Genomic DNA, 23,603 nt, shown 5'->3' on the forward strand with positions numbered 1-23,603 from the left:
ATAAAGGTATTTTACGGCTCTTTGTTTTCAAGGTTTCAAAACCATTACTTTCTCCGAAACTGCTACAATTTTAGACTTTGTAAAATATACTGGAAAATACCCACCATTTCCCCACAAATGAAACAAATCTCCATAATGTTCCGAACGAGGGTCGCCTGATTGCCCTGGATTATTAATGCCCAAAGTTCTATCCCAGTTTTCGGTATCAACAATTATTTTGAAAGAAGCCCCATGTGTTTGGTTTAAATTATTACTTGAATTATTGACAGTTTCTCCATAACCACCACGAGGAATTGGCCCAAGATTGACTTTTGCCTTCAAATCAGGGTCAGTTACCCAATCAGACAAGGCATGCGTCAGTTTGATATGTTTATTGTTGGCTTGGCCGTATTGCCATTGGTTTTCATCCTTTCCTAATCTTATGGTGATATTATCAACTGCTTGTTTGAAACATGCAATCAATATCGAATCTCGACTAACCAATGGATTTGCTCCCAAAAATGGTGGTGGTGTAACGAGCCAATCAGTTAAGCGTTTGGTCGGAATCGTCTTCATGTATTTTCGAGCTTTTTCTGGAACAGCCAGTTGATGAACAGCTTTTTGCAAAAGACTTTCCCATTCTACATAAACCGTAGTGTTGGTTGATTCGGGACTTAATTCAAAAGTATCCCACTTTTCGAGTTTTGATTTAATAAACTGATACTTTTCATCAATAGGCAATCTTTTTAGCATCGGAACTAACACACGAGCCGTGAGCGAAACATAATCACTTTGCAGTAAGGCAAATTCTTCTAAAGTGTGTTTTTTGCCCGAAGCTAAAACTTCTTCGATACGGTTGGCCCTTACAGGGTGAGCCCATCGCCAACCAATAGCGTTTCGATTTGGAAAATTGGCGGGTGTAAGATTATTATTAGCCGTAACTACAAAACCTTCGCTTGGGTCGAATTTATTAGGTAATGATTCGATTGGTAAATAACCACCCCATTCATAGCGTCCATCGCCAGTAACAGGTACTAAACCTGACCAATTTTTACGAATTGGCGAAATTCCAACTGCTTGCCAGCCGATATGTCCTTTTTTATCAGCCCAAATCATGTTCTCTCCTGGAATACGACTAAATGTACAGGCTTTACGAAATTCTTCCCAGCTTTTGGCTTGATTCATGCGTAAACTTGCTAAATAAGGGGCACAACCTACTTCTTGCCAACCCGCCCGAACAGCGTATAAATGATTATTTTTTATGTCTTGAAACACAACTGGCCCGTGTCGGGTATATTTTAATTGAACTATTTTTGGAGCTTGTCCTTTTACCTTAATTGTGTCCGAAATGACTTTTATGTTTTCCCAAATACCTTTATATTTATACTGATTTGGGTTTTTAGGATTGGTTTCGTAAACGTACAAATCTTCGTTATCGGTTTCAAAAATAGTTAATCCCCAAGCACCATATTCGTTATGACCAATCGAAACGCCTGGTAAAGTTGGCTCACCGCCACCAATTACATTCCAGTTTGGTGCATTTAAATGTACCCAATAACGCAACGAAGGTGTAGATTGAGCTCGGTGTGGGTCATTGGCTAGCATTGGGTAGCCACTTTCGGTGAGTTTTCCCGAAACTATCCAGTTATTTGAGCCAACATTGTCTTTTTCGTCTTTGTACCAATCCTGAAAATCATCAAGCAAGCCAACTTTATTATCGGGTTTAGGAAATTTTAATGGAGCTCTAAAAGCTTCATAATATTCTAAAATATGTTCAAAAAGTACATCGTTATCAAGAATTTTATCAAGCTCGAGATTGGGTTCATTGTCTGAATTTTTTGGATGAAACCATGATAGTTCTCGCATTTTATCTGCCCCTAAAATCTTGACCAAACGAGCATTGTTGATTTCGTCTTCGATATTGCTCAAAAGCCCTTGATGCCGACTGATTACCACTTCAGGAGTCCAAAAGTCAGGGAGCGTATTGAGTAACTTAAATTCAAAAGGCAGTTCTTCGGGTTTTAATCGTGCTTCGGCAATATAGGCGTTTATTCCTGCTACAAAAGCCTCAATAACTTGCTTGCTTCTTGGATGATAATGCTGCAATTCGGCGGTTAAATTTCCTCTAAACTTGAATAATCTTGTGCCAATATCACGCTTTAATTCACGTTCGCCGAGTAGTTCGGCTACTGTTCCTGTGGCTTGTCTTCGCCATATTTCGAGCTGAAAAAGTCGGTCAGAGGCAGCTACATATCCTTGTGTTACGAACAAATCATGCTCATTTTGTGCATAAATATGCGAAACACCCCATTTGTCTTTATAAACCTCGACGGGCTGTTGCAGAATTTTTATATGAATTGATTGAGCAAATACAGAGATACTTACTATTGAAATAAGTAGGGTTTTGATGAAGTTTTTCATGTTAAGGCTTAGTTTGGATAAGCCAAATATATCCATCAAATTACTGAATTCAAAATATAATTATAGTGTAACCAAATTCTGTGAATTATCACTTTTATTAGCAATAATTTGAAGAGTTTTGCTAAAAAATTAGTTTAAGTGTAACCCTAAAACCAATCCCCACATCAATACAAAACTAATGAGCAGCGAAATATTGATGAGCGTGCCTGCAATGCGAGAATCGTAATTGAGTTCGTCGGAAAAAGGTAAAATTGTTAGACCTGAAGGTAAAATTACGCAAATCACCAAAACGCTATATAAAAGTGCATCGTGGGGCAATGTATAATACAAAACAATCACCAAAAGCAAACCAACAGAATAACGAATAACCAAGACTTTTGATATTGCCATCATTTGTTTTTTGTCTAATTCAAAGCTTAGATAAATTCCTATCAAAAGCAAAACCAAAGGTTTGTTTGCTTTAGCTAATATGTCAAGGAAATCAAAAAATAATGGCGGCATTTCGACCGAAGAAAAATTAATAGACAGACCAATAACCATTCCTAAGACAGGTGGTAAACTAAAGATTTTTTTTACAAGTGTTTTAAACTCAGGCAAGCCTTTATGATTAGAAGAAAAATAGCTACCAATAGGATAAACTACACCAAAAACAATAATTGTATTGCCAATATCAAACATCACTGCATAAACCAAAGACTCTTTTCCGAATAAACCCTCGATAATCGGAAAACCAAAAAGCCCTACGTTCAATCCGCCTGCACCCATTGTCAAAACCCCACGTAAATCATTAGGATATTTTGCAAACCAAAACCACGCAATAGCTATCATTATGGAGCAAAAAACAATACAGAATAATGGAATTAAAAGTAAAGAAGCGTCTAATTCTACTCTGGCCGTAGAGATTATCATCAGAGCGGGAAAAGTAGTGTGCATCAAAAATCTTGAAATTGTTTTTCCTTCTTTTTCTGTAATATAATTGTATTTTTTTAACAAAAACCCTAAAAGAATAATGGCAAGGGTAAGTATAAAAACATTATTAGTTTGAGTCATTTATTTAAAATATTTACTACGATTTTACTTTCATTTCCTGTTGCGGCTGCTTCTAAAGCACTTTGAAGATTTTCTAAAGAAGCGTAACTTGATATAATAAAACTCGGACAAATAGTTTTTGAGCGAATGAGTTGTATCGTTCGAGCAAAGTCAAAAGGGTGGTCATAAATGATTGAAGGTACAACATGAATACCTTCACGAGCTATTTTCAGCGGTGTGAAAGTTGCCAAATTTCCAGAAAGTCCAACCAAAACAATTTCCGAACCACGTGGAGCCGCAGCTGTTGCCAACGAAGCCGTAAATGCCGAGCCAGCACACTCAAATACAGCCGAAACATTATTTTCTAGCCAAATTTTTGATAATTCTGCTGTTTGAGCATCCAAATCTCCCGCTGGTGAAACTGCAATTGCTCCCATATCAGTGGCCATTGTTACTTTTGCAGCGTTGAGTTCACTTACAAAAACCTGATAGCCCAACGAAAGAGCTAAATGTGTAACCAACAAACCTATTGCCCCCAAACCAATCACTGCGATGGCATCACCAGATTTGGTTTTTGTCATAAAAAGAGCGTGTATCGCTACGGCTGACGGCTCAAGTACAACTGCATCTTCGTCGGAGATTTCATCAGGAATTTTCCACGCAAATTCAGTAGGAAGTGTGACATATTCTGCAAAACAACCTGCTTCAGTTAGGCCAATTACTCGCTTATTGGTGCAGATATTTCCTCGCCCACTCATGCAATACTGACATTTTCGGCATGGGATATTTGGTTCAATGGCTACTCTTTCTCCAATGTTTCGATTGATTACGCCTTCTCCGATTTTATCAACAAAACCCAACCCTTCGTGTCCAATAATAGTTGGATTTGCTAACAAACGATGTCCTAAAAATAAATGGACATCCGACCCGCAAATACCAACTTTCGATAAACGCACCCGCACTTCCCCAGCTTTTGGCTCAGGAATTTCGGTTTCTTTTATCAGTATTTCGTTAGGTTTGTTTAAAAATGCTCCTCGCATACTCATGCTATCATTTATGAAGGTATTTCTGTTTTCGTAATATATTGTTAATCAATGCTTTATTGACAAAAGATATTCAAGAAAACAAAAAATAACAAAAGAATAAGCCGCAAAGAAAATATATTTTACTGAGAAAATAGCTTATTTATTTGAAATGAAGCATTTTTGTGATTTGATTCTAATTCAACCCTATGATCTATTCTAACCTACAAAATCGTTTCAAAAATCTCATCGACAATAGTCCAATGAGTACCTTCCAAATCATTATTGTGGCTATTTGCTTTGTTCTAAACATGAATGATGGTATTGATGTGTTAGTCGTTTCGTTTTCTGGCTCAGATATTACTAAAGAATGGGGGCTTTCAAAAACCGAATTGGGGTATGTTTTTAGTGCAGGTTTGGCAGGAATGATGGCGGGAGCTTTTTTTGTAGCTCCTTTGGGCGATAAAATTGGTCGTCGGAAGGTTTTTCTAATTTCATTGATTTTGATTACAAGTGGAATGTTATTGGTTTTCATTTGTAATTCTTACAGCCAATTATTAATGCTGCGTTTTTTGACTGGCTTGGGTATTGGTGGAATTTTGCCAACAATGGCTGCAACAGCATCAGAGTTTTCAAACAACAAAAACCGAGATTTTAATGTCGGCTTGGTGCAAGCGGGTTGGCCTGTAGGGGCAATTTTTACGGGTTTTTTCTGTGCTTATGCCATTCCTGAGTTTGGTTGGCGATTTGCCTTTTTGTTCGCGGGCTGTATTTCATTGCTGATGCTTATTGGGGTCTTTGTTTATATGACTGATTCATTAGCGTTTTTGGCGAAACAGCAACCCGAAAACGCCTATAAAAAAATGAATGAACTGCTTGAAAAGATGGGGCATCAAGGCATCGAAACGTTGCCGCAAAAACCTACAGAACAAGCTGCCGCACCAATTAAAGAATTATTCAAACCAGCTTACCGAAACTCTACTTTTAAGGTTTGGCTGGCTATTTTCTTTGGTTTTCTTACGCTCTACACGCTCATGAGTTGGGTGCCAAACATTGCTAAAGATGCGGGTTTACCTTTTGAAATGGCCACTTACGTAGGTATTGCACTCAATGCAGGAGCAGCCATCGGAACGGCCTCGATGGGTTGGGTAGCAGGTAGATTTGGCTTGAAAAAAACGGTGTTGAGTTTCATGCTTTTGGCATTTGGAGTGATGTTGATTTATGGCAATTTTACGCTCAATACAGCCATGATTTTTGTAATGATATTCTTCATTGGTATTTTCGTACAAGGCGGTTTTAATGGAATGTATCCAACTATTTCGAGGGTTTATCCAACCGAGATTCGCACAACTGGTGTTGGGTTTTCGATAGGAGTAGGGCGTATGGGAGCAATTATTGGACCGACACTTTTTGGCATTTTATCTGATGCTGGACTAAGTATTCAAATGCTTTTTAGCCTTTTCTCGCTGCCTCTTTTGGTAACAGGACTGGCTGTTTATAGTTTGAAATCAGAGAATTTGAGTTGATAATAATTTCAAGAATAATTATTATCAGATAGCACAGCGTTAGATAAAATGAATGTGTAAATTAGTGTCTTTAAAAGAATATTCAACCCATACGAATCAATTTAATCATGAAAAAATTATCATTGTTATTGTGCTTTTTGGTGTCAATCAACTTCGCTTTTTCTCAGAAAAAGGAAAAAGGCTGGGTTTCACTTTTTGATGGAAAAACCTTTGACGGTTGGCATATAAACGAAGACCATCCAGCCACATTTTCTATTGAAGACGGAACAATTAAAGTAGCTGGCGAACGAACCCATTTGTTTTATGAAGGAGCTGTTGGCAACCATGATTTTAAGAATTTTGAACTTAAAATAAAAGCAAAAACATTACCTGGCTCAAACTCAGGAATATTTATTCATACGGCTTATCAGGCAAAAGGCTGGCTCGAAAAAGGCTACGAAGTGCAAGTAAACCAAACGCACACCGACTGGCGTAAAACAGGAAGTTTGTATGGCATAAATGATGTAAAAGAAAATTTTGCGAAAGACAACGAGTGGTACGAATACCATATCATTGTGCAAGACAAGCACATCATCATAAAAATTGATGATAAAGTAGCGGTTGATTATACCGAGCCCGACACGCTCCCTGAAAACCGTGGACTAAAAAGATTGAGTTCGGGTACGGTTGCCCTACAAGGCCACGACCCCAAAAGCATCGCCTATTTTAAAGATATTAAGATTAAGATTTTGAAGTAACGAGGAACGCGTTTATCGAAATTATACATTTTTATTCTCCGCAAAAGCCAAAAACAACAAAAAGCACCCTTTTGAGGTGCTTTTTGTTGTTTTGAGAGGTCCCGAGCGGATTCGAACCGCTGTAGAAGCTTTTGCAGAGCTCTGCCTAGCCACTCGGCCACAGGACCATTTTTTATGTACGAATCACAAATACTACTTTGTTAAGGCTTAGATTTATGATTTGTTTATCCTTGCCTTGAATTCGGAATGCAAAAGTACAAGACTCGTGCCAAAGTGCCAAAGCTTTTCCGAAAAAAATAAAAAAAAATTACATACGCCTTATTTAATCATACTTTTTAAAAAAGTTTTGAACGCTATGCAACCCTATTCTTATTTTTTTGCATCTTGCTATTGAACACAAGATTTTATGGCTAAACTTTTATCACTTTTTACGAACGAATACGACCTCGCAAGAGCCGTACAGCGTCAAGACCCCAAAGCACAAACGCGACTTTACGAAAAGTTTTCGTCGAAAATGCTGGCGGTTTGCACACGCTACGTAGGTGATAAAATGGAAGCCGAGGATGTAATGATTGATGGTTTTATGCGAGTATTCGATAAAATCGACCAATTTACATTTCAAGGAAGTTTTGAAGGTTGGATACGCAAAATCATGGTAAACGAAGCTTTAATGTATGTTAGAAGCAAAAAAATGATTATCGTAGATTTAGAATATGCTGTCGAAGAACCAAATGAATCTTCTTTCAGCACTGACCTCGAAGCCGCCGATTTGATGCAAATAATTGAAGAATTACCAGTGGGTTATCGAACCGTTTTTAACCTTTATGCCATTGAAGGCTATAATCACCAAGAAATTGGCGAAATGCTTGGGATTTCAGAAGGAACATCGAAGTCGCAACTCAGTAGAGCAAGGGCAATGTTGCAAGCTAAAGTAATGAAATCGCAAGACGCACGCACTTTGGAAAGAAAAACCCTTGGATAATTTATTAATGAAGAGGGATAAATGAACACCATAATAAAAATGAAAAAACATCCGATTGACGACCTTTTTGCCAAAAAATTGGTAGAACATCGACAAGAACCTTCTCAAAAAGCATTTGAGAAATTTCAGGCACGTTTGTCAGAAAAACAGCAAAAACCGAAAGGTGGCTTTTTCTTAATCAATCGTAATTGGGCTTATTATGCTGCTGCCGCAGGTGTTGTAATTGCTCTATCAGTAGGGTTTTTGTCGCAAACAAATACGCCAAATAATAGCTCATTAGCTAGCAATCACGTTCTGAAATTAAGAAGAGAAGCGGGTGTTGATAGTAGAAAAAACATTGATAATCAAGCACTTGCTTCTAACGAAAATAAAAATCAAACGCTAGAAAAATCAATAAAGCAAAATTTCAAAATAAATAAAAACGCTTCAGGGGTTTCGCCTGTTTATATTCCTGAAAATAATATCGCTAAAGTTGAAATTCAAGCAAATAAAGTTGATAATAAAATCATGGATGATTCGCCAGAAGTATTGACCAATGTGGCTGTGAATCAAATTTTTACAAATCCAATAATTGAAAATACGAACATAACCGAAGAGAAAAATCAAGGACTTTTTAAAACCGATATAGGAGAATCCGTAGTTCTAGTTCTTGAACCCAAAAAACGTGAACCTGAAATAATTGTTGCAATTGACTCAGATTCTGAAATAACGCTCGCTGAGGCCAAACGCTTGGGCAGCGAGAAGGAAGAAAATGCCAAATCGTTTGTTGCTAAACTTTATGGAGAATACAAGCATTTTAAATATGGTGAAAAAGTAGATTTGAAAAAATTGGGTGTAAAAGATGTGTTGGCAAGAGTTGATAACAGCGTTTTGAAAGAAGATATAACCGATGTACGTGATTTTGTCCAAAGAAAAGTCGGACGCCTTCAAAAAAGAGATTAATCAATATCTGGCAACAGGCCAGACCAAACAATATTTAGACGAAAAAATACATTAAAACAATGAAAAAACTATACCTAGCTTTATTCCTGATGATTAGTGTTTTATCAGTAAAAGCAAATATCAAATCAGATACGACTATTGTTGAGTTTACAGACAAAGGAGTCAAAAAAAGAGTTACAGTATATACGTCCAGTAAACGAGATTTTGATTTACCCAAAACGCTTGACCTTGATAATGTCTTGAAAAGCATTGGCGTTGACTCTGTTGAAAGAAAAAAAGCTGTTGTTTTAGCAGGAAATGAGGGTGAGAAACAAGACACAATTCTAGTCATTGCTCGTGATGGGCGTAGTATTAAAATCGTACTAAAAGCTCCCAAAGAAATATCGGTCAAACAAGATACCCTTCGTAATGATGGCGACCATTGGAGTCATGAAGAAAGAGTGTACAAAGAAGAACCCGAGTCAGAAAATGAAGTAAAAAAGAAAAAAACTGGTTCAGGACGTTTCTTTTCTCGTAGCGACTTTGGCCTTTATATCGGTCTCAACAATTGGGCAAAAGGAGCAACAACAGGCTCTTCACTTGACACTTGGGGCTCAAGGTATGTTGCCCTTTCATTTCGCCGAAATGCCACGCTTATCAATGGAAAACAAGTTGATTTAGCTTTTAGCTATGGGCCAGAAGTGGCGTGGAATAACTTTATGCTGGAAGAAAACAATACCGTTCAAATGTCAGGAAAACAAGTTGTATTCAAAGATTTTGGACAAAATTTATCGAAAAGTAAACTGGTTGTACCCATGTTAAATTTTCCGATGATGTTAAATTTTGGTTTTGAAGAAGCAAAATTCAGAATCGGATTAGGCGGTTATGTTGGCTATCGAATAGGAGGATATAGCAAGTTGAAATACGATGATGGCAAAAAAGAAAAGTTAAAAGGAAGTTATAGTTTGAATGATTTTAGATACGGTTTAACTGCCGAATTAGGAAAACGAAAAGGAGTAACATTCTTTTTTAGATATGACTTGAGTGAAATGTTTAAATCGGAGCAAATTAATGCAAAAGGTTTACAAGCATGGAGTGTTGGTCTAAGATTATAACTTGAGAATTTTGTTTTACACAAGTAATTAAGATAGAAGGCTGTCTGAAAAATTCAGATGGCTTTTTCAATTTTTAAATTCAAGCAGACCTAAGTTCAAATCAGATTATGATATGGAAATTGTTTTTATGAATATTTTTAAACAAATATCTGAGGTTTTATATACTTTTGCACGCTGAAAAGTGCTTTTTTGATAGTAGAAAATATTTTTTTGAAATATTTTAAAAAAAATATCGTCAACTATTTGACAAAACAAAAAAAGGATATAATTTTGCACTCCAATTCAGCGACAAAGTTATTCAACATCGTTTCTGAAAAGGGTAAAGTAAACAAAAGGGGGTGTACCAGAGTGGCCAAATGGGGCAGACTGTAAATCTGCTAGCTTACGCTTACGGTGGTTCGAATCCATCCGCCCCCACTCTTTAATTTAATGAAATACAAGCGGGAGTAGCTCATTTGGTAGAGCGATAGCCTTCCAAGCTATAGGTGGCGGGTTCGAGACCCGTCTCCCGCTCTTTTGAAAATTGCTCACTGAAAAGCCTTCATAGCTCAGTGGTAGAGCACTTCCTTGGTAAGGAAGAGGTCGGCAGTCCGATTCTGCTTGAAGGCTCTTTTCTTGGTTTAATTAAGGAGTCTTCTCAGCAACGAAACAATTATGTTTCAACCGATTAGCATTAGTTTAAATTAAGTATATAAGAACAACAATAATAGACTTTATCAATCATGGCAAAAGAAAATTTTGACCGTAGTAAGCCTCACGTAAATATTGGTACCATCGGTCACGTTGACCACGGTAAAACTACTTTGACGGCTGCCATCACGAAAGTACTTGCAGAAAAAGGTTTGGCAGAGAAGAGAGATTTCTCGTCAATTGACAATGCTCCAGAAGAAAAAGAGCGTGGTATTACTATTAATACTGCTCACGTAGAATATGCAACAGCCAATCGTCACTATGCACACGTTGACTGTCCTGGTCACGCTGACTACGTTAAGAACATGGTAACTGGTGCTGCTCAAATGGACGGTGCTATCCTTGTAGTTGCTGCAACTGACGGTCCGATGCCACAAACTCGTGAGCACATCCTTTTGGCTCGCCAAGTAGGTGTTCCTCAATTAGTTGTATTCATGAACAAAGTGGATATGGTTGATGATCCAGAATTGTTAGAACTAGTTGAAATGGAAATTCGTGAGTTATTATCATTCTACAAATATGATGGTGATAATATCCCTGTAATTCAAGGTTCTGCTCTTGGTGGTTTGAACGGAGAGCCAGCTTGGGTTGCTAAAATAGATGAATTAATGGATGCTGTGGACTCATTTATTCCACTTCCTCCACGTGCAACTGACAAGCCATTTTTGATGCCAGTTGAAGACGTATTCTCTATCACTGGTCGTGGAACTGTTGCTACAGGTCGTATCGAAACAGGTGTAATTAACTCTTCTGAGCCAGTTGAAATCTTAGGTATGGGTGCTGAAAACTTAAAATCAGTTGTAACTGGTGTTGAGATGTTCCGTAAAATCCTTGACCGTGGAGAAGCTGGTGATAACGTAGGTTTATTGCTTCGTGGTATTGAGAAAGCTGATATCAAGCGTGGTATGGTTATTTGTAAGCCAGGTTCGGTAAAACCACATGCTCATTTCAAAGCTGAGGTTTATGTATTGAGCAAAGAAGAAGGTGGACGTCATACTCCATTCTTTAACAAATACCGTCCTCAATTCTACTTCCGTACAACTGACGTAACAGGAGAAATCACGTTACCAGCAGGAGTAGAGATGGTTATGCCAGGTGATAATATCACTATCGAAGTTAAATTAATCAGTGCAATTGCTATGGATAAAGGTCTTCGTTTTGCGATTCGTGAAGGTGGACGTACTGTAGGTGCTGGTCAAGTAACAGAAATCCTTGCTTAATTTATTTTAAGCTGAAAATATAAAAAGCGTTCTCGAAAGAGAACGCTTTTTTGTTTTTATACATTTATGAAAAATTTGGCAAGTCATTTGCTATTTTTGCAAATGAAGTAATCAAACCAATGCTTGAATATGAGTAAGACTAAAAAAGGACAAGGGAAAACTCTTACAAATAATATTAATAACAATATTAATAACGAAGTGCGGGAGGATGTAGAAGCCTCTTTATCTTCGGAGATAGGTTTTCTTGAAAAATTACCACAAATCAAACTATTAGTATTGTTTTCAAGTATTATTATCTTGATGCTTGCCTGGATCTATAAAGGTTTTATTTGGGGTAAGTACGCATATATGTTTAGAGATATTGGAAGTGATTCATATAATCTAATATATCCTCAGTTTTATCATCACGCCAGTTACCTTGAAAAATTTGGTTCGATGCCGAAGTGGTCGTTTCAACAAGGATTAGGACAAAATGTTCACCCGTTTTGGTTCGACCCCATTAGCTCTGTATTATTCCTGATTTTTAAAACAAATAGTGCATCTGTAATGATTTGGATGCAGGTTATATATATGTTTTTAGCAGGTATTTTCTTCTTTTTATACCTGAAAAGTTTGCAGTTGAAAAATTTCCCTTCATTGATTGGAGGATTTCTTTTTACTTTTTGTGGCTATGTAATTATTGGGGGGACTTGGACTGTTGATAAATTTCCTCTTGAGGTTTTACATGTTGCTCTATTGCTTTATAGTGTCGAACAATTGCTTTTTAGAAAGAATTGGATACTTTTTCCAATTGCGATAGCATTAGTTGGTATTCATCAACCATTTGATTTGTACTTATATAGTCTAATGCTCCTTGTTTATGTGACAGCCAGATATGCCGAAAAAAACTCATTGAAGACTTTACGTTTCGCGAAGTATGCGGGCGTTTTCTTAGGACTAGGATTATTAGGTATTGGCTTAGGTTCTTTTCAAACGTGGAGCAATTTGCAACAAATGATTGATAGTCCACGCGTAAGTGGCAATTATTCTTATGGTTCTACACTTAAAAATATTCCAATCTTTAGCTTTGCAGAATGGAAAGAATACTCAACGGTTTTATTGAGAATGTTTTCTAGCGATATTTTAGGTGATGGAAAAAGTTATAGTGGCTGGCAAAATTACATGGAAGCTCCTATATTTTATTGTGGTTTTTTGAGCTTATTATTAACACCACAGTTATTCTTTCAGTTAAACCGTAAACAAAAAATCATATATGGAACACTTATAGGTCTTTGTTTGATACTTATTATTTTTCCTTATTTCCGTTATGCATTTTGGCTGTTTACAGGAGATTATTACCGAACAATTTCCCTACTAATTGTTAGTCTTTTGCTTTTTTATAGCATGAGAGCGTTAAATTATTTGTATGAAACTGGAAAAATTAACCTAATTGCTTTAGGAATAACTGCATTAGTCCTATTATTGATAATAAATACAGTTGCTTCCGAAGGGCAAATTGTTGATAAAGGACTTAAAAGTATAATCAATATTTTTATAATTCTTTACACTGGATTATTGGTTACGGCTCGGAATGCCAAACTTAGAGTTTTTGCTTTTGTATTGCTAGGCGTTTTTGTAATAGTTGAGGTTATATATTTTTCTTCAAACTCCCTTAAAAAACGTGATGCTTATACTAAACAAGAACTCAATGATACAAATGTAGGTTTTAAAGATGCTACAATCGAAGCCGTTGACTATTTGAAGAAGAAAGATGCGAATTTTTATAGAATAGAAAAAAATTATGCTTCAGGCACTGCAATTCATGGAAGTGTGAATGACGCTAAAATTCAAGAATATTATGGAACTCGTTCGTATCATTCCTTTAATCAATTAAATTATGTAAATTTTTTAGAAAGCGTAAAATTGATTAAAAAAAATGATGAAAATAGTAGCCGATGGCTTTTGGGTGTTTTTGCTTCACCAATTATCCAGCGACTTTGCGGGGTGAAATATTTTTTAACAAAGGATATAAATGCTTCTTATCTTCGTAATGCGAACCAAGATTCGGTAGCAATGTTTAAAGATGTGAAGATTTTTCGTATAAAAGATACTTTTCCTTTGGGTGTTACATTTGATAGTTATATTTCAAATGAAAATTTTGAAAAACTTGATTCTGTAAGTCGTCAGGCAATTTTGTTACAAACCGTATCTGTGACTAAAGATTTTCAAGCACGGTTGAAAGGTTTTAACGAAACTACATCGGCAAATTTACCGACGGGAGGTGTTACAATTGAAGTTTTAAAAAATTGGGTAGTCAAAGCAACACAAGATACGCTCCAAATTAAAGAATTTCTACCAAATCAGATTAAAGGAGAGATTCAACTTAAAAATTCAAAAATATTATTTCTTTCCATTCCTTATGATAAAGGCTGGTCGGCCTCAGTTGATGGAAAAATGGCTAATATAGAAAAAGTTGATGCTGGTTTGATGGGGATTTTATTAGAAAAAGGAAATCATAAAATTGAACTTACATTTGAGCCACCTTACGTAAAAGAAGGCACTTATTTGTCATTATTTTCAGTTTTACTTTTTGGGGTAGGAATTACTTTTTTTAATTTGCGAAAGAAAAAAAGTACAAAAAATCAAAGCCAAAAAATAGCATAATTCATTTTAATTTAAAAATAAGCTCTCATGTCTGAAAAACGAAGTGCCGCTACAATTTTTGTTTTTATTACTGTTTTAATTGATTCGATTGGTTTTGGAATAATTATTCCAGTGATGCCTTCATTAATTTCTGAATTGGCTCATACAGATGTAAGCGGTGCGGCTCGTTATGGAGGTTTTTTATTTGCAGCTTATTCAGTTATGCAATTTATTTGCTCGCCGATTGTGGGTGGTTTGAGTGACCAGTTCGGACGAAGACCCATTCTTTTAGCATCACTTTTTGGATTTGGTTTAGATTATTTATTGCTAACTTTTGCACCTACAATTGGTTGGTTATTTGTTGGAAGAATAATTGCAGGTATTATGGGAGCTAGTTTTACTACGGCTGCTGCTTACATGGCAGATGTTAGTACTCCCGAAAAAAGAGCCCAAAACTTTGGAATGATTGGTGCGGCTTTTGGTTTAGGGTTTATAGTTGGACCAATTATTGGCGGAATTGCAAGTGATTTTGGTACCAGAGTGCCTTTTATGGTTTCAGGAATCTTAACTTTAATCAATTGGCTTTATGGCTATTTTGTACTTCCTGAATCATTAAAACCCGAAAATAGAAGGAAATTTGACTGGAAAAGAGCAAATCCTATTGGTGCGTTAATAAATTTACGTCGCTTTCCGATGTTAATTGGTTTGATTACGGCGTTGTTTTTGGTATATATTTCTAACTTTTCTACGCAAGGCACTTGGTCATATTTTGCTAAAGAAAGATTTAATTGGTCAAGTAAAGAAATTGGCTGGTCATTGACGTTCATCGGATTTATGATTGCTTTAGTGCAGGGAGGTCTCACAAGAATTGCGATTCCAAAACTAGGAACTAAAAATGCCATTTATGTGGGTTTTACTTTTTCTATTTTAGGCTCATTTGCTTATGCTTTTGCTAATCAAGGTTGGATGATGTACGCAATTATGGTTCCATTTTCGTTGGGAGGTTTAGCAGGGCCAGCCATGCAAGGCATTATTTCATCGCAAGTGCCAGCCAACGAGCAAGGTGAATTACAAGGTTCGCTCACCAGTTTAAATAGCGTTGCTGCAATTATTGGCCCAATTTTGATGACTTTTCTTTTTTATAAATTTACGGCGAAAGATGCTCCAATTTATTTTCCAGGAGTTGCATTTATGGCTGGAGCAATATTGACAGCAATGAGTTTGTTGTTGATAATCAGGACTTTAAAGAAAAATCCTAGTCATACAGAGTAAGTTAGACACTTAGGTATTTCATTAGCATATTATAACGTTCTTGCTCAATACTTTCGATGGGTTCGTGAGCGTAACTTGCTTCAACGATATAACCAAATCGCTCAAGTGTAGCAATAATCGAAGTAACACTTTCTCGATTAATTTTCAGTGTAAGGCTTGCCGAATCGTTACTTAGAAAAGTATTTCCTGAATAATAGCTACTCAAAATCTTAGCATTATCAGACTCAACTAAACGACTGATTTCGGCAAGCGAATAATCTCGGTTTTTAATAGAAACAACCAAAACAGCACCAGGCTCTTGACTTCCTAATAATTCAGCAAATTTGCTATATAAATCTGCTGCAGTTATTGTTCCAACAAAATTTTGCTCTTCATCAACAACTCCAACAATTTGTAGTGGAATACCTCCCGAATAATATTTTGAGATTAAGCCCAAACACTCATAAATGTGTTGATAATCATACAAGAATATTTCGGAAAACTGCAACATTACTTCAGAAAGCTGCTTGTCTTCGTCATAATTCATCAAAACTTCTTCACTCACAATGCCAGAATATTTGCCTTCATTAGCAACTACTAATTGCCCAATGCGATTTTCTTCCATCCAATTTAAAGCATTTCCAACGGTATCCGATGGCTTTAAGATTGGTAATTCGTGGTTAATAATTTCAGCAGTTGTCATTGGAGGCTAAGTTTTATAATTAAACGCTATGCTACCACTTCTGTTTGAATTTTATCAAGAAAATTTTCGAGATAAATATTAAATTCAACTGGACGTTCCATCATTGGGGCATGGCAGCACTTGTCAATAAAATATAATTCAGAGTTTTTGATTAGACGATTAAACTCAAAACCTACGTGAGGAGGTGTAATTGTATCATTTAAGCCCCAAATTAAACAGGTTTGAACATGAATACTTTGGATTTCCTTGGCAATGTTATGTCTTTGAGCCGATTTAGCAATTTGTACGATATTCATACATTTTGGAATGCTCGAAGTAATTTCAAAACATTCATCAATCAATTCTTTTGTAGCAGTATTAGGGTCGTAAAAAGTGTATGAGACTCTTTCTCGGATGTATTCATAATTACCACGTTTTGGGAAAGAACCACCCATCGTGTTTTCAAATAAACCCGAACTACCCGTCAACACTAACGCTTTGATACTTTCTTGATGTGCAAGTGTATAAAGTAAGCCAACGTGTCCGCCCAAAGAGTTTCCTAAAATAATGATGTCATCCAATTGTTTAAATGCCACAAATCGCTCGATAAATGATTGTAAACCTTCGAGGCTTGCTTCTCGCATAGGCATATCATAAATCGGCATTACAGGAATAACAATTCTGCAACGGTGTTTGAATCCTTCAATAACATCATCAAAATTACTTAATGCTCCAAAAAGCCCATGTAAAATAAGTAAAGTATCACCTTGACCTTCGTCAATGTATTTGAATTCGCCTTCTTGTTTTATTTCGTAATTCATTCGATAAATGTAAATTTCTAATTACTATTATGTTTGTGTTGTACTAAATTTTTAAAATATACTGTTTTATTAAACAACGAATTGATAATTCTGAGAACCTAATTGGTAAAAGGTATAATAATGCTTGGTATATTTGTGCTTATTAAAGACAAAATAGGGCTTTAAAATCGAATTTTCAAAACTTTTAATTTAAAAACGTCAAACCTTCAATAAAAGTTTATGAATGATTTTTCAACAGTAATCATTGGTGGTGGTATTTCAGGGCTAACTTGTGCTAAATATCTTAATGAAAAAGGGTATGGTTTTATGCTTTTAGAGGGGTCTGATGCTCTTGGTGGAAGAGTTCGTACTGATAAAGTAGATGGATTTTTGTTAGATAGGGGCTTTCAGGTATTGTTAACGAATTATCCAGAAGCAAAAAAAATACTTAATTATAATAATTTAGACTTAAAGTATTTTACTTCGGGGTCTATGATTAAAGCTGAAAAGGGATTTATGAAAATGGAAAATCCTTTTCGGAATAAAATGGCATACATCACAATGGCTTTTTCTTCGGTGGGTTCGTTGAGTGATAAACTTAAAATAAGAAAATTTGCCAATGATTTAGCCGAAATTCCTGATGAAGATTTTTTCAAGATGGATGCAACCGATACACTTACCTTCTTGAAAAATTATGGTTGGAGTGATAAAATGATTAATAATTTTTTCAAACCATTTTTTGGTGGAGTTTTTCTCGAAAATGACTTGGTGACTTCGAGTAATTTTTTTCAGTTTGTGTTTAAACAGTTTTTTAGAGGAGATGCTGCCATTCCTGCTGATGGAATTCAAGCAATTCCCGAACAAATTGCTGAAATGATTCCTAATAATCGCATTCGAAAAAATAGTCGCGTGAAAGGTTTTGAAGGAAATCAGATATTTTTAGAAGGAGGAGAAGTGCTAACAGCCGATAAAATAGTTGTCGCAACAGACCCGCATACAAGCGATGATTTATTGGGTGAAACAAATAAACGAACTTATAATATAACAACTTGCACGTATTTCTCTGCCGAATCGTCACCGCTTAAAGGAGAAAAGTTTATCGCTCTAAATCCAAATCGTAGAGGAGTTGTGCATAATGTTTGTGTTCCGAGCGATATTTCGATAAATTATGGTAGTGCTGGTAAATCATTGATTTCGGTGAGTACACAAGGTTTGGATAGATTGGATGAACGAAACCTGACGAGTCGAATCAAACGTGAATTATTTGATTGGTTTGGAGCTCAAGTAAATGTATGGAAGCATTTAAAAACTTATCATATCCCAGAATCGTTGGTACAATATCGTGCAGGAAGTGTAAAACAAGATTTAAAATTAGCGGATAATCTTTATCGTTGTGGAGATTATTTATCATATCCATCGCTCAACGCAGCTATGCAAACGGGTAGGGAAGTGGCAGGAATGATAATGGAAGCTTAGATTGTAACAATCAAAACAAACAAAAAGAGCAGCTCTGTAAAAATAAGAGCTGCTCTTTTTGTTTGTGTGTCAATTATTTATTGACCTATTTTTTCTAGTTTTTTATGAAATTTCCAAGAAACAGGAATCTCGTGTGCTGTTCGAGCAATACGTAAACGATATCCTCTGGCATTTCCTTCAACTTTATGAATACCACGCAAATTGATAACGAAATTTCTATGTAAACGCACAAATTGTGGATGTGCTGCCAATTCCTTTTCTACTTTGGCTAGTGGCGTTTGAATGGTTGTTTTTTCAACGCCTAAGAGGCTTTGCCAATAAAAATCAGTTGAATCTTTTGATGTTTCGGCATAAATCAATTGATTCGGAACAAGACTTAACTTTTGCCCGCTTTCACCAAAAACTAATACTGGAAATAAATGTTTGCTGGTTGGAGGGTTCAACGAATCAAGACTATTATTGATGTCTTCAGCAGTAGTTGAAAACTTAGCATGAAAGAGTTTTTGTTGAATAAAAGTAATAATTGTAATCGGAATGATACTAACAACTACCGCTTTTAGAATATCTAAAAACTCAAAAGATGTAATTTTGAAAGCATTACTATAAATCATAATCAATGAACCTGTAATCAATATTGTGGCCGAAAGATGAATGATTTGTCGGCTAATTGTCCATTGTTGGTCGTTATAAAAACTTGATAAAATTGCAGGCAAAACGAATTTTGCAATCAGCATGCCTATAAAAGCAACTAGTCCAAAACCGATTAAATATAAGGTTTTTGATTCGCTAGCAAATTCAGAAATTCCGAAAGGTTGTACGCCGATAGCAACGATAGCAACAAACAAACCCACTAAAAGAGAAATAATAAATCCTCTAATTGAGTTGATGGAAGTAGCCATTGGTTTTTTTAATGATAAGACTAAAGCAGTGATTTGTTTACTAATAAAAGCAAAAAACTGAGTGATTCCATTAGTGATACTGCGAAAAACATGGCTGAAGAAGCCCAAAATATTACGTAAAATGTTCATTTTAAATTCAATCTAGTGTTTGTTTAGCCTTAATTTTAGTGTTTTCTAGTACAAATCTCAAAAATTATACCAAAAACGGAGGGCAAAGATAGTATTTTGTTCTTAAAAAGTGTCATTCAAAAAAATAGTTTGTTCTGTTTAACTTTATCGGTCAAATAGAACAAACTATTTTTACTAAAAACAGAGCCGTTATCTTATCAACTCAATCCAACCTTTGATTGTTGTTGGAATCTCGTCATTTTTATCTAATCGCTGAATTACAACTTGAGAAATATAATAATATGTACCAGAGGCTAGTTCTGCTCCATTATTAGATTTTCCATCCCAATTGAGGCTTTCTCCACTTGATTGATATACTTTCGTGCCGTAGCGGTTATAAATTTCAATACTAATGGATTTGATAAATGCCGAACAAGTCATTGGCGTAAATGTGTCATTTTTGCCATCGCTGTTTGGTGTTAATACATTCGGCAATTCAACAATCGGACAATTATCTTTACATATAATATTACTTGGGCCACTTTCAATATTCAAACGATTAACTGCCGTGATGTAATAGCAGCCCGCAAAACCATCTTGCAACGGTTTTACATGAATAAACGAATTTTCGAGTGCTGAAACTGTTGCCAAAAGTTTGGGTTGTTCGTCTTTATAACGTGCATAATAAATGTTGTATTTTAAAATATCAACTCTACAGACAATACCGCTTGCACTTATAGGCGTTCGCCAAGTAAATTTATTTGAAATGCTATTCGATTCACAAATGGCTTTTCGGTCGAGATTTTGGCAGTTTATTTCTTCGGTACTAAATACTGGTGGACAAGGTGGCGTATTATCAATCGGTGTTCCACAGTTTACTTGTGAAAAGTTATAAAGTAAACCTAGCTGCGGCAAGCGAGCGTATGCTCCGACGGTTTCAACTTTGTAACAATACGAGGTATCAACTACCATCGGAATAGTATTTATGCCATCATCAGGAAATTTGTCAGTGCCATCATCAAAATATGTGAATGTGTTGACTGCTTGCACTGATACTTCTGCAATGATATTGAACGTGCCTGGATTGGTTTTTGATTCTCTATAAATTCGATGTTTACGATTATCGTTGTTCCATGGGACATTTGCTTGCCAGCTCAGTTTTACTTTTTGAGCATCCGAATTTACAGTTAATCGAACACTGCTAGCTACTTGACTTTCTGCCAAAACTTTATCGCTTTCGTAAATAAAAGCAACTTTATATGTATATCCATTTGAAACAGTATTAAGACCATCATCAACAAAAACAGTATCGGCCGTTTTGTTAACTTTTGTAGAAATACTAGTTACGAGCTGAAAAGTTCCGCCATTTATACCCGTTGCTCGGTAAAGTTTATATTGATAAGGCCCTTTGTGTTCGGTCGAATCAAAATTTAATGGACGAGTCCATTTTACCAAAATTCGACCAGTCTGATTATCAGTTTTCTCAACGCTTACATTCGTAATCACTGGAGCTCTTTGTGGGAGTTCACTTCCAACACAGGCTTCATTAGAAGGTACACTCGGAATCGAAACAAACTCCGAACTAGCCAAATTTGCTACCAAACTATAACTATAAATCTTACCATTTTGTGCTTTTGTATCGAGGAAGAAAGTATCTTTTACCGAAACTCTAGCAACTTCCACAAAACCTAATGAAGCAGGTAAGCCAATTTCGCATTGAGCAGGAATATAGTTTGAACATCCTTCTTTACGGTAAACAACTATTTCTGCGTTTTGAATATTACAATCAGGATATTGCTGCCAACGCAATTCAACTCCACGTTCGGTATTTTTAGCATTTAAACCTCTTGGCCTAGGTGGAATGACTTTAATTTTGACGGTCTTAATGTCAGTCAACTGCACAGCAAACCTTCCAGGGAAATCTTCTACTTTAAACAATACATCGTAGGCTTGCCCTCGAACGTGTTTACAGTTGGTTTCCCATGTAAAAGTACCAGAAGCTGGACTTTTTTGAGTTTGATTTAAAGGAGTAAATTTGGCTTCGAGAGGAGCAACGTAACTCGCATTTAGGCCCCCTGCATCACGATTATAGACGCCACCATTTGTGGTTATTTTTAAATTATTATTATCTTTATCAATGGCTGTTACCTTAAATTCAACTTTTTCACCTGCTTCCACACAAATCTGATTTGGCACGGTTAATAAGGGTCGATTATTGGGCGTTTCAACTACGATAATTTGCATATCTCTCGTAATTTCTCCGATTTTGGAATAAAGTCCATTGTTTCCTTTCCGCCATTCTTCGATTATGAAAGCAACATTTATTTGATATTGAGGGGTTGTCCATTTGCCAGGGGCATCCCAAATTAAATCTCCAGTAATTGCATCAATCTTGAAAAAAGAAGCCCCCGAACCATCTTCAGTGAGCAACGGTTGTCCTAATGTAGCTGGGTCTTTATAGCCAGTAATTGTTTCTCCAAGACCAGAGCCTTCACCAAAATCTCTTTTGGGAATGGTCAATCGGTAAGCTAAACTATCACCATCAGCATCAAAAGCACCAGGGTTGTGTATAAATCTTTTTCCTACACCCGCAGTATCAATCGGAATATTAAGCAGTACGGGTGTATTATTTAACCCCAAAGTTCCATTAACAACGATGGTTGTTTCTACAAAAAAACTAATTTCATCTGTTCTTCCTGGAAGGTTTACTGTATTTGCATTTCGATTAGTAATTGCACAAGTAATAGTGTATCGTCCTTGAGCAGGAAATGTGAATGTTGTGTCATAAACATTACACATTGTAGAGGCGTTGATAAGTGTTTTTTTCTTACGTTTAACATCATATAATGGAACACCCGTGACACCAAAATAAAACTTTACAAAGTTTTGCCCTTCATTGGCTTGTACTCCATTGATTTGGTCAGTGTAAGTTGTGAGCGTAACACGATAAGTTAAACTCGTATTTGATATTCTTTTGGCTGTAATTTCGCCCGCTCTAATGTGGGTAGCCATTGCACTTGACAGGCCTAAAACACTAAAAATGATTAAAAAAAATATAAACTTCAATGGTTTCATAGACTATTGATTAGGATTTACATAAATATAAACGAAAAAAAATAAACCTTGTGTTAAGATTGAATGGATTTTTTGAAAACAATTTTACAAAACAACTTGTTGGATTTTTAATTCGATAGCAAATTATCAAAAAAGTGAAAAGTTTTATTGATTCTAAGCTATTTGTGGCTTACTTTTGGGCAATGAAAATAATTGTATTTTTCAAAGGAATACAAAATTCGTCAATTGTCCATTAAAATTATTAAATAAGGCTATGTCTTGGCTCACAAAAACATTATCAAGTTCAATTGGAAAGAAAGTCCTGATGTCACTCACAGGGCTATTTCTTTGTACTTTTCTATTGGTTCATCTCATAGGAAACTTACAACTTTTCAAAAATGACGGAGGGTATGCTTTCAATAAGTATGCGGTCTTTATGACTACGTTTCCTCTTATCAAAATAGTTTCTTATGTAAACTACGCTTTGATTCTTTTTCACGCTTTTTGGGGTTTATACCTTGAATTTCAGAACCGAAAGGCTCGCCCAGTAGCTTACGCTGTTGTAAGAAATCAATCGTCATTTTCAAGCCGCAACATGGCCATCCTTGGTACAATCTTATTAGTTTACATTGTTGTTCACATGGGTGATTTTTGGTATAAATTTCACAATGAGCCACTTCCTTACGTACAATATACCGAAAACGTAACAACAGGAGAAGTTGTAACAAAAACAATGGACGCTGGTTATACACAAGAAGTGAAAATTGTAGAAATGAGCAATGAAGCAGCAGGTACACATTCTGTAATCGTGAAAGATTTATTTCAAGAAGTTGGGGTTTCGTTCCAAAATCCTTTATTAGTGATTTTTTATATTTTAGGAATGTTTGCAGTGGCATATCACCTGTATCACGGCTTTCAAAGTGCGTTCCAAACTTTAGGCTGGAATCACCCTAAATATACTCCTTTAGTAAAATTTATTGGTACTTGGGTTTTTGCTATTGCCATTCCTTTGGGCTTTGCAGCAATGCCAATATATTTCTTTGCAAAACATTTAATGGGTAATTGATTT

17 protein-coding genes and 4 tRNA genes are annotated in these 23,603 nt (G+C 35.9%); 13 read left to right on the top strand and 8 right to left on the bottom strand.

Going from position 1 to position 23,603, the window contains the following annotated elements; all coding sequences use genetic code 11:
• Nucleotides 1-27: 27 nt before the first annotated feature.
• From MJQ71_RS16560 to MJQ71_RS16570, 3 genes are all read right to left on the bottom strand, one after another.
• Nucleotides 28-2,400 carry a penicillin acylase family protein gene (locus MJQ71_RS16560; RefSeq protein WP_238807813.1) on the bottom strand — a complete coding sequence of 791 codons (2,373 nt, stop codon included), beginning with the start codon at nucleotides 2,398-2,400 and terminating at the stop codon, nucleotides 28-30.
• A 129-nt stretch (nucleotides 2,401-2,529) separates the two neighbouring features.
• Complete coding sequence (locus MJQ71_RS16565) at nucleotides 2,530-3,450, bottom strand: AEC family transporter (protein ID WP_238807815.1); 921 nt, start codon at nucleotides 3,448-3,450, stop codon at nucleotides 2,530-2,532.
• Nucleotides 3,447-4,475: a zinc-dependent alcohol dehydrogenase gene (locus tag MJQ71_RS16570; RefSeq protein WP_238807817.1), complete on the bottom strand. Its 1,029-nt coding sequence runs from the start codon at nucleotides 4,473-4,475 to the stop codon at nucleotides 3,447-3,449. The genes MJQ71_RS16565 and MJQ71_RS16570 overlap by 4 nt, the downstream gene beginning before the upstream one ends.
• Before the next feature lie 239 nt (nucleotides 4,476-4,714).
• Here MJQ71_RS16570 and MJQ71_RS16575 point away from each other — a divergent pair, with 239 nt between their 5' ends.
• A complete protein-coding gene (locus MJQ71_RS16575) occupies nucleotides 4,715-5,977 on the top strand; it encodes an MFS transporter (protein ID WP_238807819.1) in 1,263 nt (420 codons plus the stop codon).
• Between the two features lie 107 nt (nucleotides 5,978-6,084).
• Nucleotides 6,085-6,714, top strand: a complete 630-nt coding sequence (locus MJQ71_RS16580; RefSeq protein ID WP_238807820.1) for a 3-keto-disaccharide hydrolase — start codon at nucleotides 6,085-6,087, stop codon at nucleotides 6,712-6,714.
• 96 nt (nucleotides 6,715-6,810) lie between these two features.
• On the opposite strand, the gene MJQ71_RS16585 is transcribed toward MJQ71_RS16580, so the two are convergent.
• Nucleotides 6,811-6,881 (bottom strand) — tRNA-Cys (locus MJQ71_RS16585).
• Between the two features lie 239 nt (nucleotides 6,882-7,120).
• On the opposite strand from MJQ71_RS16585, the gene MJQ71_RS16590 reads away from it, so the two are divergent.
• The 9 genes from MJQ71_RS16590 (at nucleotide 7,121) to MJQ71_RS16630 (ending at nucleotide 15,536) form a co-directional block, all read left to right on the top strand.
• On the top strand, nucleotides 7,121-7,696 hold the full coding sequence (locus MJQ71_RS16590; protein ID WP_238807821.1) for an RNA polymerase sigma factor: 576 nt from the start codon (nucleotides 7,121-7,123) through the stop codon (nucleotides 7,694-7,696).
• A gap of 39 nt (nucleotides 7,697-7,735) precedes the next feature.
• A complete protein-coding gene (locus MJQ71_RS16595) occupies nucleotides 7,736-8,638 on the top strand; it encodes a hypothetical protein (protein ID WP_238807822.1) in 903 nt (300 codons plus the stop codon).
• A 59-nt stretch (nucleotides 8,639-8,697) separates the two neighbouring features.
• On the top strand, nucleotides 8,698-9,732 hold the full coding sequence (locus MJQ71_RS16600) for a porin family protein (RefSeq protein WP_238807823.1): 1,035 nt from the start codon (nucleotides 8,698-8,700) through the stop codon (nucleotides 9,730-9,732).
• Between the two features lie 334 nt (nucleotides 9,733-10,066).
• A tRNA-Tyr gene (locus MJQ71_RS16605) sits at nucleotides 10,067-10,149 on the top strand.
• A 23-nt stretch (nucleotides 10,150-10,172) separates the two neighbouring features.
• Nucleotides 10,173-10,245: transfer RNA gene (locus tag MJQ71_RS16610), tRNA-Gly, on the top strand.
• A 24-nt stretch (nucleotides 10,246-10,269) separates the two neighbouring features.
• Nucleotides 10,270-10,341: transfer RNA gene (locus tag MJQ71_RS16615), tRNA-Thr, on the top strand.
• A gap of 113 nt (nucleotides 10,342-10,454) precedes the next feature.
• Entirely contained in the window at nucleotides 10,455-11,642 is a 1,188-nt protein-coding gene (tuf, locus tag MJQ71_RS16620; protein WP_238807824.1) for an elongation factor Tu, read from the top strand.
• 129 nt (nucleotides 11,643-11,771) lie between these two features.
• Nucleotides 11,772-14,285, top strand: coding sequence for a YfhO family protein (locus MJQ71_RS16625; protein WP_238807825.1), 2,514 nt, complete (start codon nucleotides 11,772-11,774; stop codon nucleotides 14,283-14,285).
• 27 nt (nucleotides 14,286-14,312) lie between these two features.
• The gene (locus tag MJQ71_RS16630; protein ID WP_238807826.1) at nucleotides 14,313-15,536 is read left to right on the top strand and encodes a TCR/Tet family MFS transporter; all 1,224 of its coding nucleotides are present in this window, start codon (nucleotides 14,313-14,315) and stop codon (nucleotides 15,534-15,536) included.
• A 1-nt stretch (nucleotide 15,537) separates the two neighbouring features.
• On the opposite strand, the gene MJQ71_RS16635 is transcribed toward MJQ71_RS16630, so the two are convergent.
• Together MJQ71_RS16635 and MJQ71_RS16640 are read right to left on the bottom strand one after the other, a co-directional pair.
• Nucleotides 15,538-16,218 carry a CBS domain-containing protein gene (locus MJQ71_RS16635; protein ID WP_238807827.1) on the bottom strand — a complete coding sequence of 227 codons (681 nt, stop codon included), beginning with the start codon at nucleotides 16,216-16,218 and terminating at the stop codon, nucleotides 15,538-15,540.
• 26 nt (nucleotides 16,219-16,244) lie between these two features.
• Nucleotides 16,245-17,018 carry an alpha/beta fold hydrolase gene (locus MJQ71_RS16640; RefSeq protein WP_238807828.1) on the bottom strand — a complete coding sequence of 258 codons (774 nt, stop codon included), beginning with the start codon at nucleotides 17,016-17,018 and terminating at the stop codon, nucleotides 16,245-16,247.
• A 219-nt stretch (nucleotides 17,019-17,237) separates the two neighbouring features.
• Here MJQ71_RS16640 and MJQ71_RS16645 point away from each other — a divergent pair, with 219 nt between their 5' ends.
• A complete protein-coding gene (locus MJQ71_RS16645; protein WP_238807830.1) occupies nucleotides 17,238-18,473 on the top strand; it encodes an NAD(P)/FAD-dependent oxidoreductase in 1,236 nt (411 codons plus the stop codon).
• A 77-nt stretch (nucleotides 18,474-18,550) separates the two neighbouring features.
• On the opposite strand, the gene MJQ71_RS16650 is transcribed toward MJQ71_RS16645, so the two are convergent.
• Both MJQ71_RS16650 and MJQ71_RS16655 read right to left on the bottom strand, forming a co-directional pair.
• Nucleotides 18,551-19,501, bottom strand: coding sequence for a LytTR family transcriptional regulator DNA-binding domain-containing protein (locus MJQ71_RS16650; protein WP_238807831.1), 951 nt, complete (start codon nucleotides 19,499-19,501; stop codon nucleotides 18,551-18,553).
• A gap of 189 nt (nucleotides 19,502-19,690) precedes the next feature.
• Nucleotides 19,691-22,492: a T9SS type B sorting domain-containing protein gene (locus MJQ71_RS16655; protein ID WP_238807832.1), complete on the bottom strand. Its 2,802-nt coding sequence runs from the start codon at nucleotides 22,490-22,492 to the stop codon at nucleotides 19,691-19,693.
• 316 nt (nucleotides 22,493-22,808) lie between these two features.
• On the opposite strand from MJQ71_RS16655, the gene MJQ71_RS16660 reads away from it, so the two are divergent.
• Nucleotides 22,809-23,600: a succinate dehydrogenase cytochrome b subunit gene (locus tag MJQ71_RS16660; RefSeq protein WP_238807833.1), complete on the top strand. Its 792-nt coding sequence runs from the start codon at nucleotides 22,809-22,811 to the stop codon at nucleotides 23,598-23,600.
• The last annotated feature ends 3 nt before the right edge of the window (nucleotides 23,601-23,603 follow it).

This window comes from Emticicia aquatica, from assembly GCF_923079645.1.
In the GTDB taxonomy this organism is placed as follows: domain Bacteria; phylum Bacteroidota; class Bacteroidia; order Cytophagales; family Spirosomataceae; genus Emticicia; species Emticicia aquatica.

What these genes read in the sequence shown, in the direction of transcription:
- MJQ71_RS16560 (WP_238807813.1), bottom strand. Translation starts at nt 2,400, where the DNA reads ATGAAAAACTTCATCAAAACCCTACTTATTTCAATAGTAAGTATCTCT.
- MJQ71_RS16565 (WP_238807815.1), bottom strand. Translation starts at nt 3,450, where the DNA reads ATGACTCAAACTAATAATGTTTTTATACTTACCCTTGCCATTATTCTT.
- MJQ71_RS16570 (WP_238807817.1), bottom strand. Translation starts at nt 4,475, where the DNA reads ATGAGTATGCGAGGAGCATTTTTAAACAAACCTAACGAAATACTGATA.
- MJQ71_RS16575 (WP_238807819.1), top strand. Translation starts at nt 4,715, where the DNA reads ATGAGTACCTTCCAAATCATTATTGTGGCTATTTGCTTTGTTCTAAAC.
- MJQ71_RS16580 (WP_238807820.1), top strand. Translation starts at nt 6,085, where the DNA reads ATGAAAAAATTATCATTGTTATTGTGCTTTTTGGTGTCAATCAACTTC.
- MJQ71_RS16590 (WP_238807821.1), top strand. Translation starts at nt 7,121, where the DNA reads ATGGCTAAACTTTTATCACTTTTTACGAACGAATACGACCTCGCAAGA.
- MJQ71_RS16595 (WP_238807822.1), top strand. Translation starts at nt 7,736, where the DNA reads ATGAAAAAACATCCGATTGACGACCTTTTTGCCAAAAAATTGGTAGAA.
- MJQ71_RS16600 (WP_238807823.1), top strand. Translation starts at nt 8,698, where the DNA reads ATGAAAAAACTATACCTAGCTTTATTCCTGATGATTAGTGTTTTATCA.
- tuf (WP_238807824.1), top strand. Translation starts at nt 10,455, where the DNA reads ATGGCAAAAGAAAATTTTGACCGTAGTAAGCCTCACGTAAATATTGGT.
- MJQ71_RS16625 (WP_238807825.1), top strand. Translation starts at nt 11,772, where the DNA reads ATGAGTAAGACTAAAAAAGGACAAGGGAAAACTCTTACAAATAATATT.
- MJQ71_RS16630 (WP_238807826.1), top strand. Translation starts at nt 14,313, where the DNA reads ATGTCTGAAAAACGAAGTGCCGCTACAATTTTTGTTTTTATTACTGTT.
- MJQ71_RS16635 (WP_238807827.1), bottom strand. Translation starts at nt 16,218, where the DNA reads ATGACAACTGCTGAAATTATTAACCACGAATTACCAATCTTAAAGCCA.
- MJQ71_RS16640 (WP_238807828.1), bottom strand. Translation starts at nt 17,018, where the DNA reads ATGAATTACGAAATAAAACAAGAAGGCGAATTCAAATACATTGACGAA.
- MJQ71_RS16645 (WP_238807830.1), top strand. Translation starts at nt 17,238, where the DNA reads ATGAATGATTTTTCAACAGTAATCATTGGTGGTGGTATTTCAGGGCTA.
- MJQ71_RS16650 (WP_238807831.1), bottom strand. Translation starts at nt 19,501, where the DNA reads ATGAACATTTTACGTAATATTTTGGGCTTCTTCAGCCATGTTTTTCGC.
- MJQ71_RS16655 (WP_238807832.1), bottom strand. Translation starts at nt 22,492, where the DNA reads ATGGCTACCCACATTAGAGCGGGCGAAATTACAGCCAAAAGAATATCA.
- MJQ71_RS16660 (WP_238807833.1), top strand. Translation starts at nt 22,809, where the DNA reads ATGTCTTGGCTCACAAAAACATTATCAAGTTCAATTGGAAAGAAAGTC.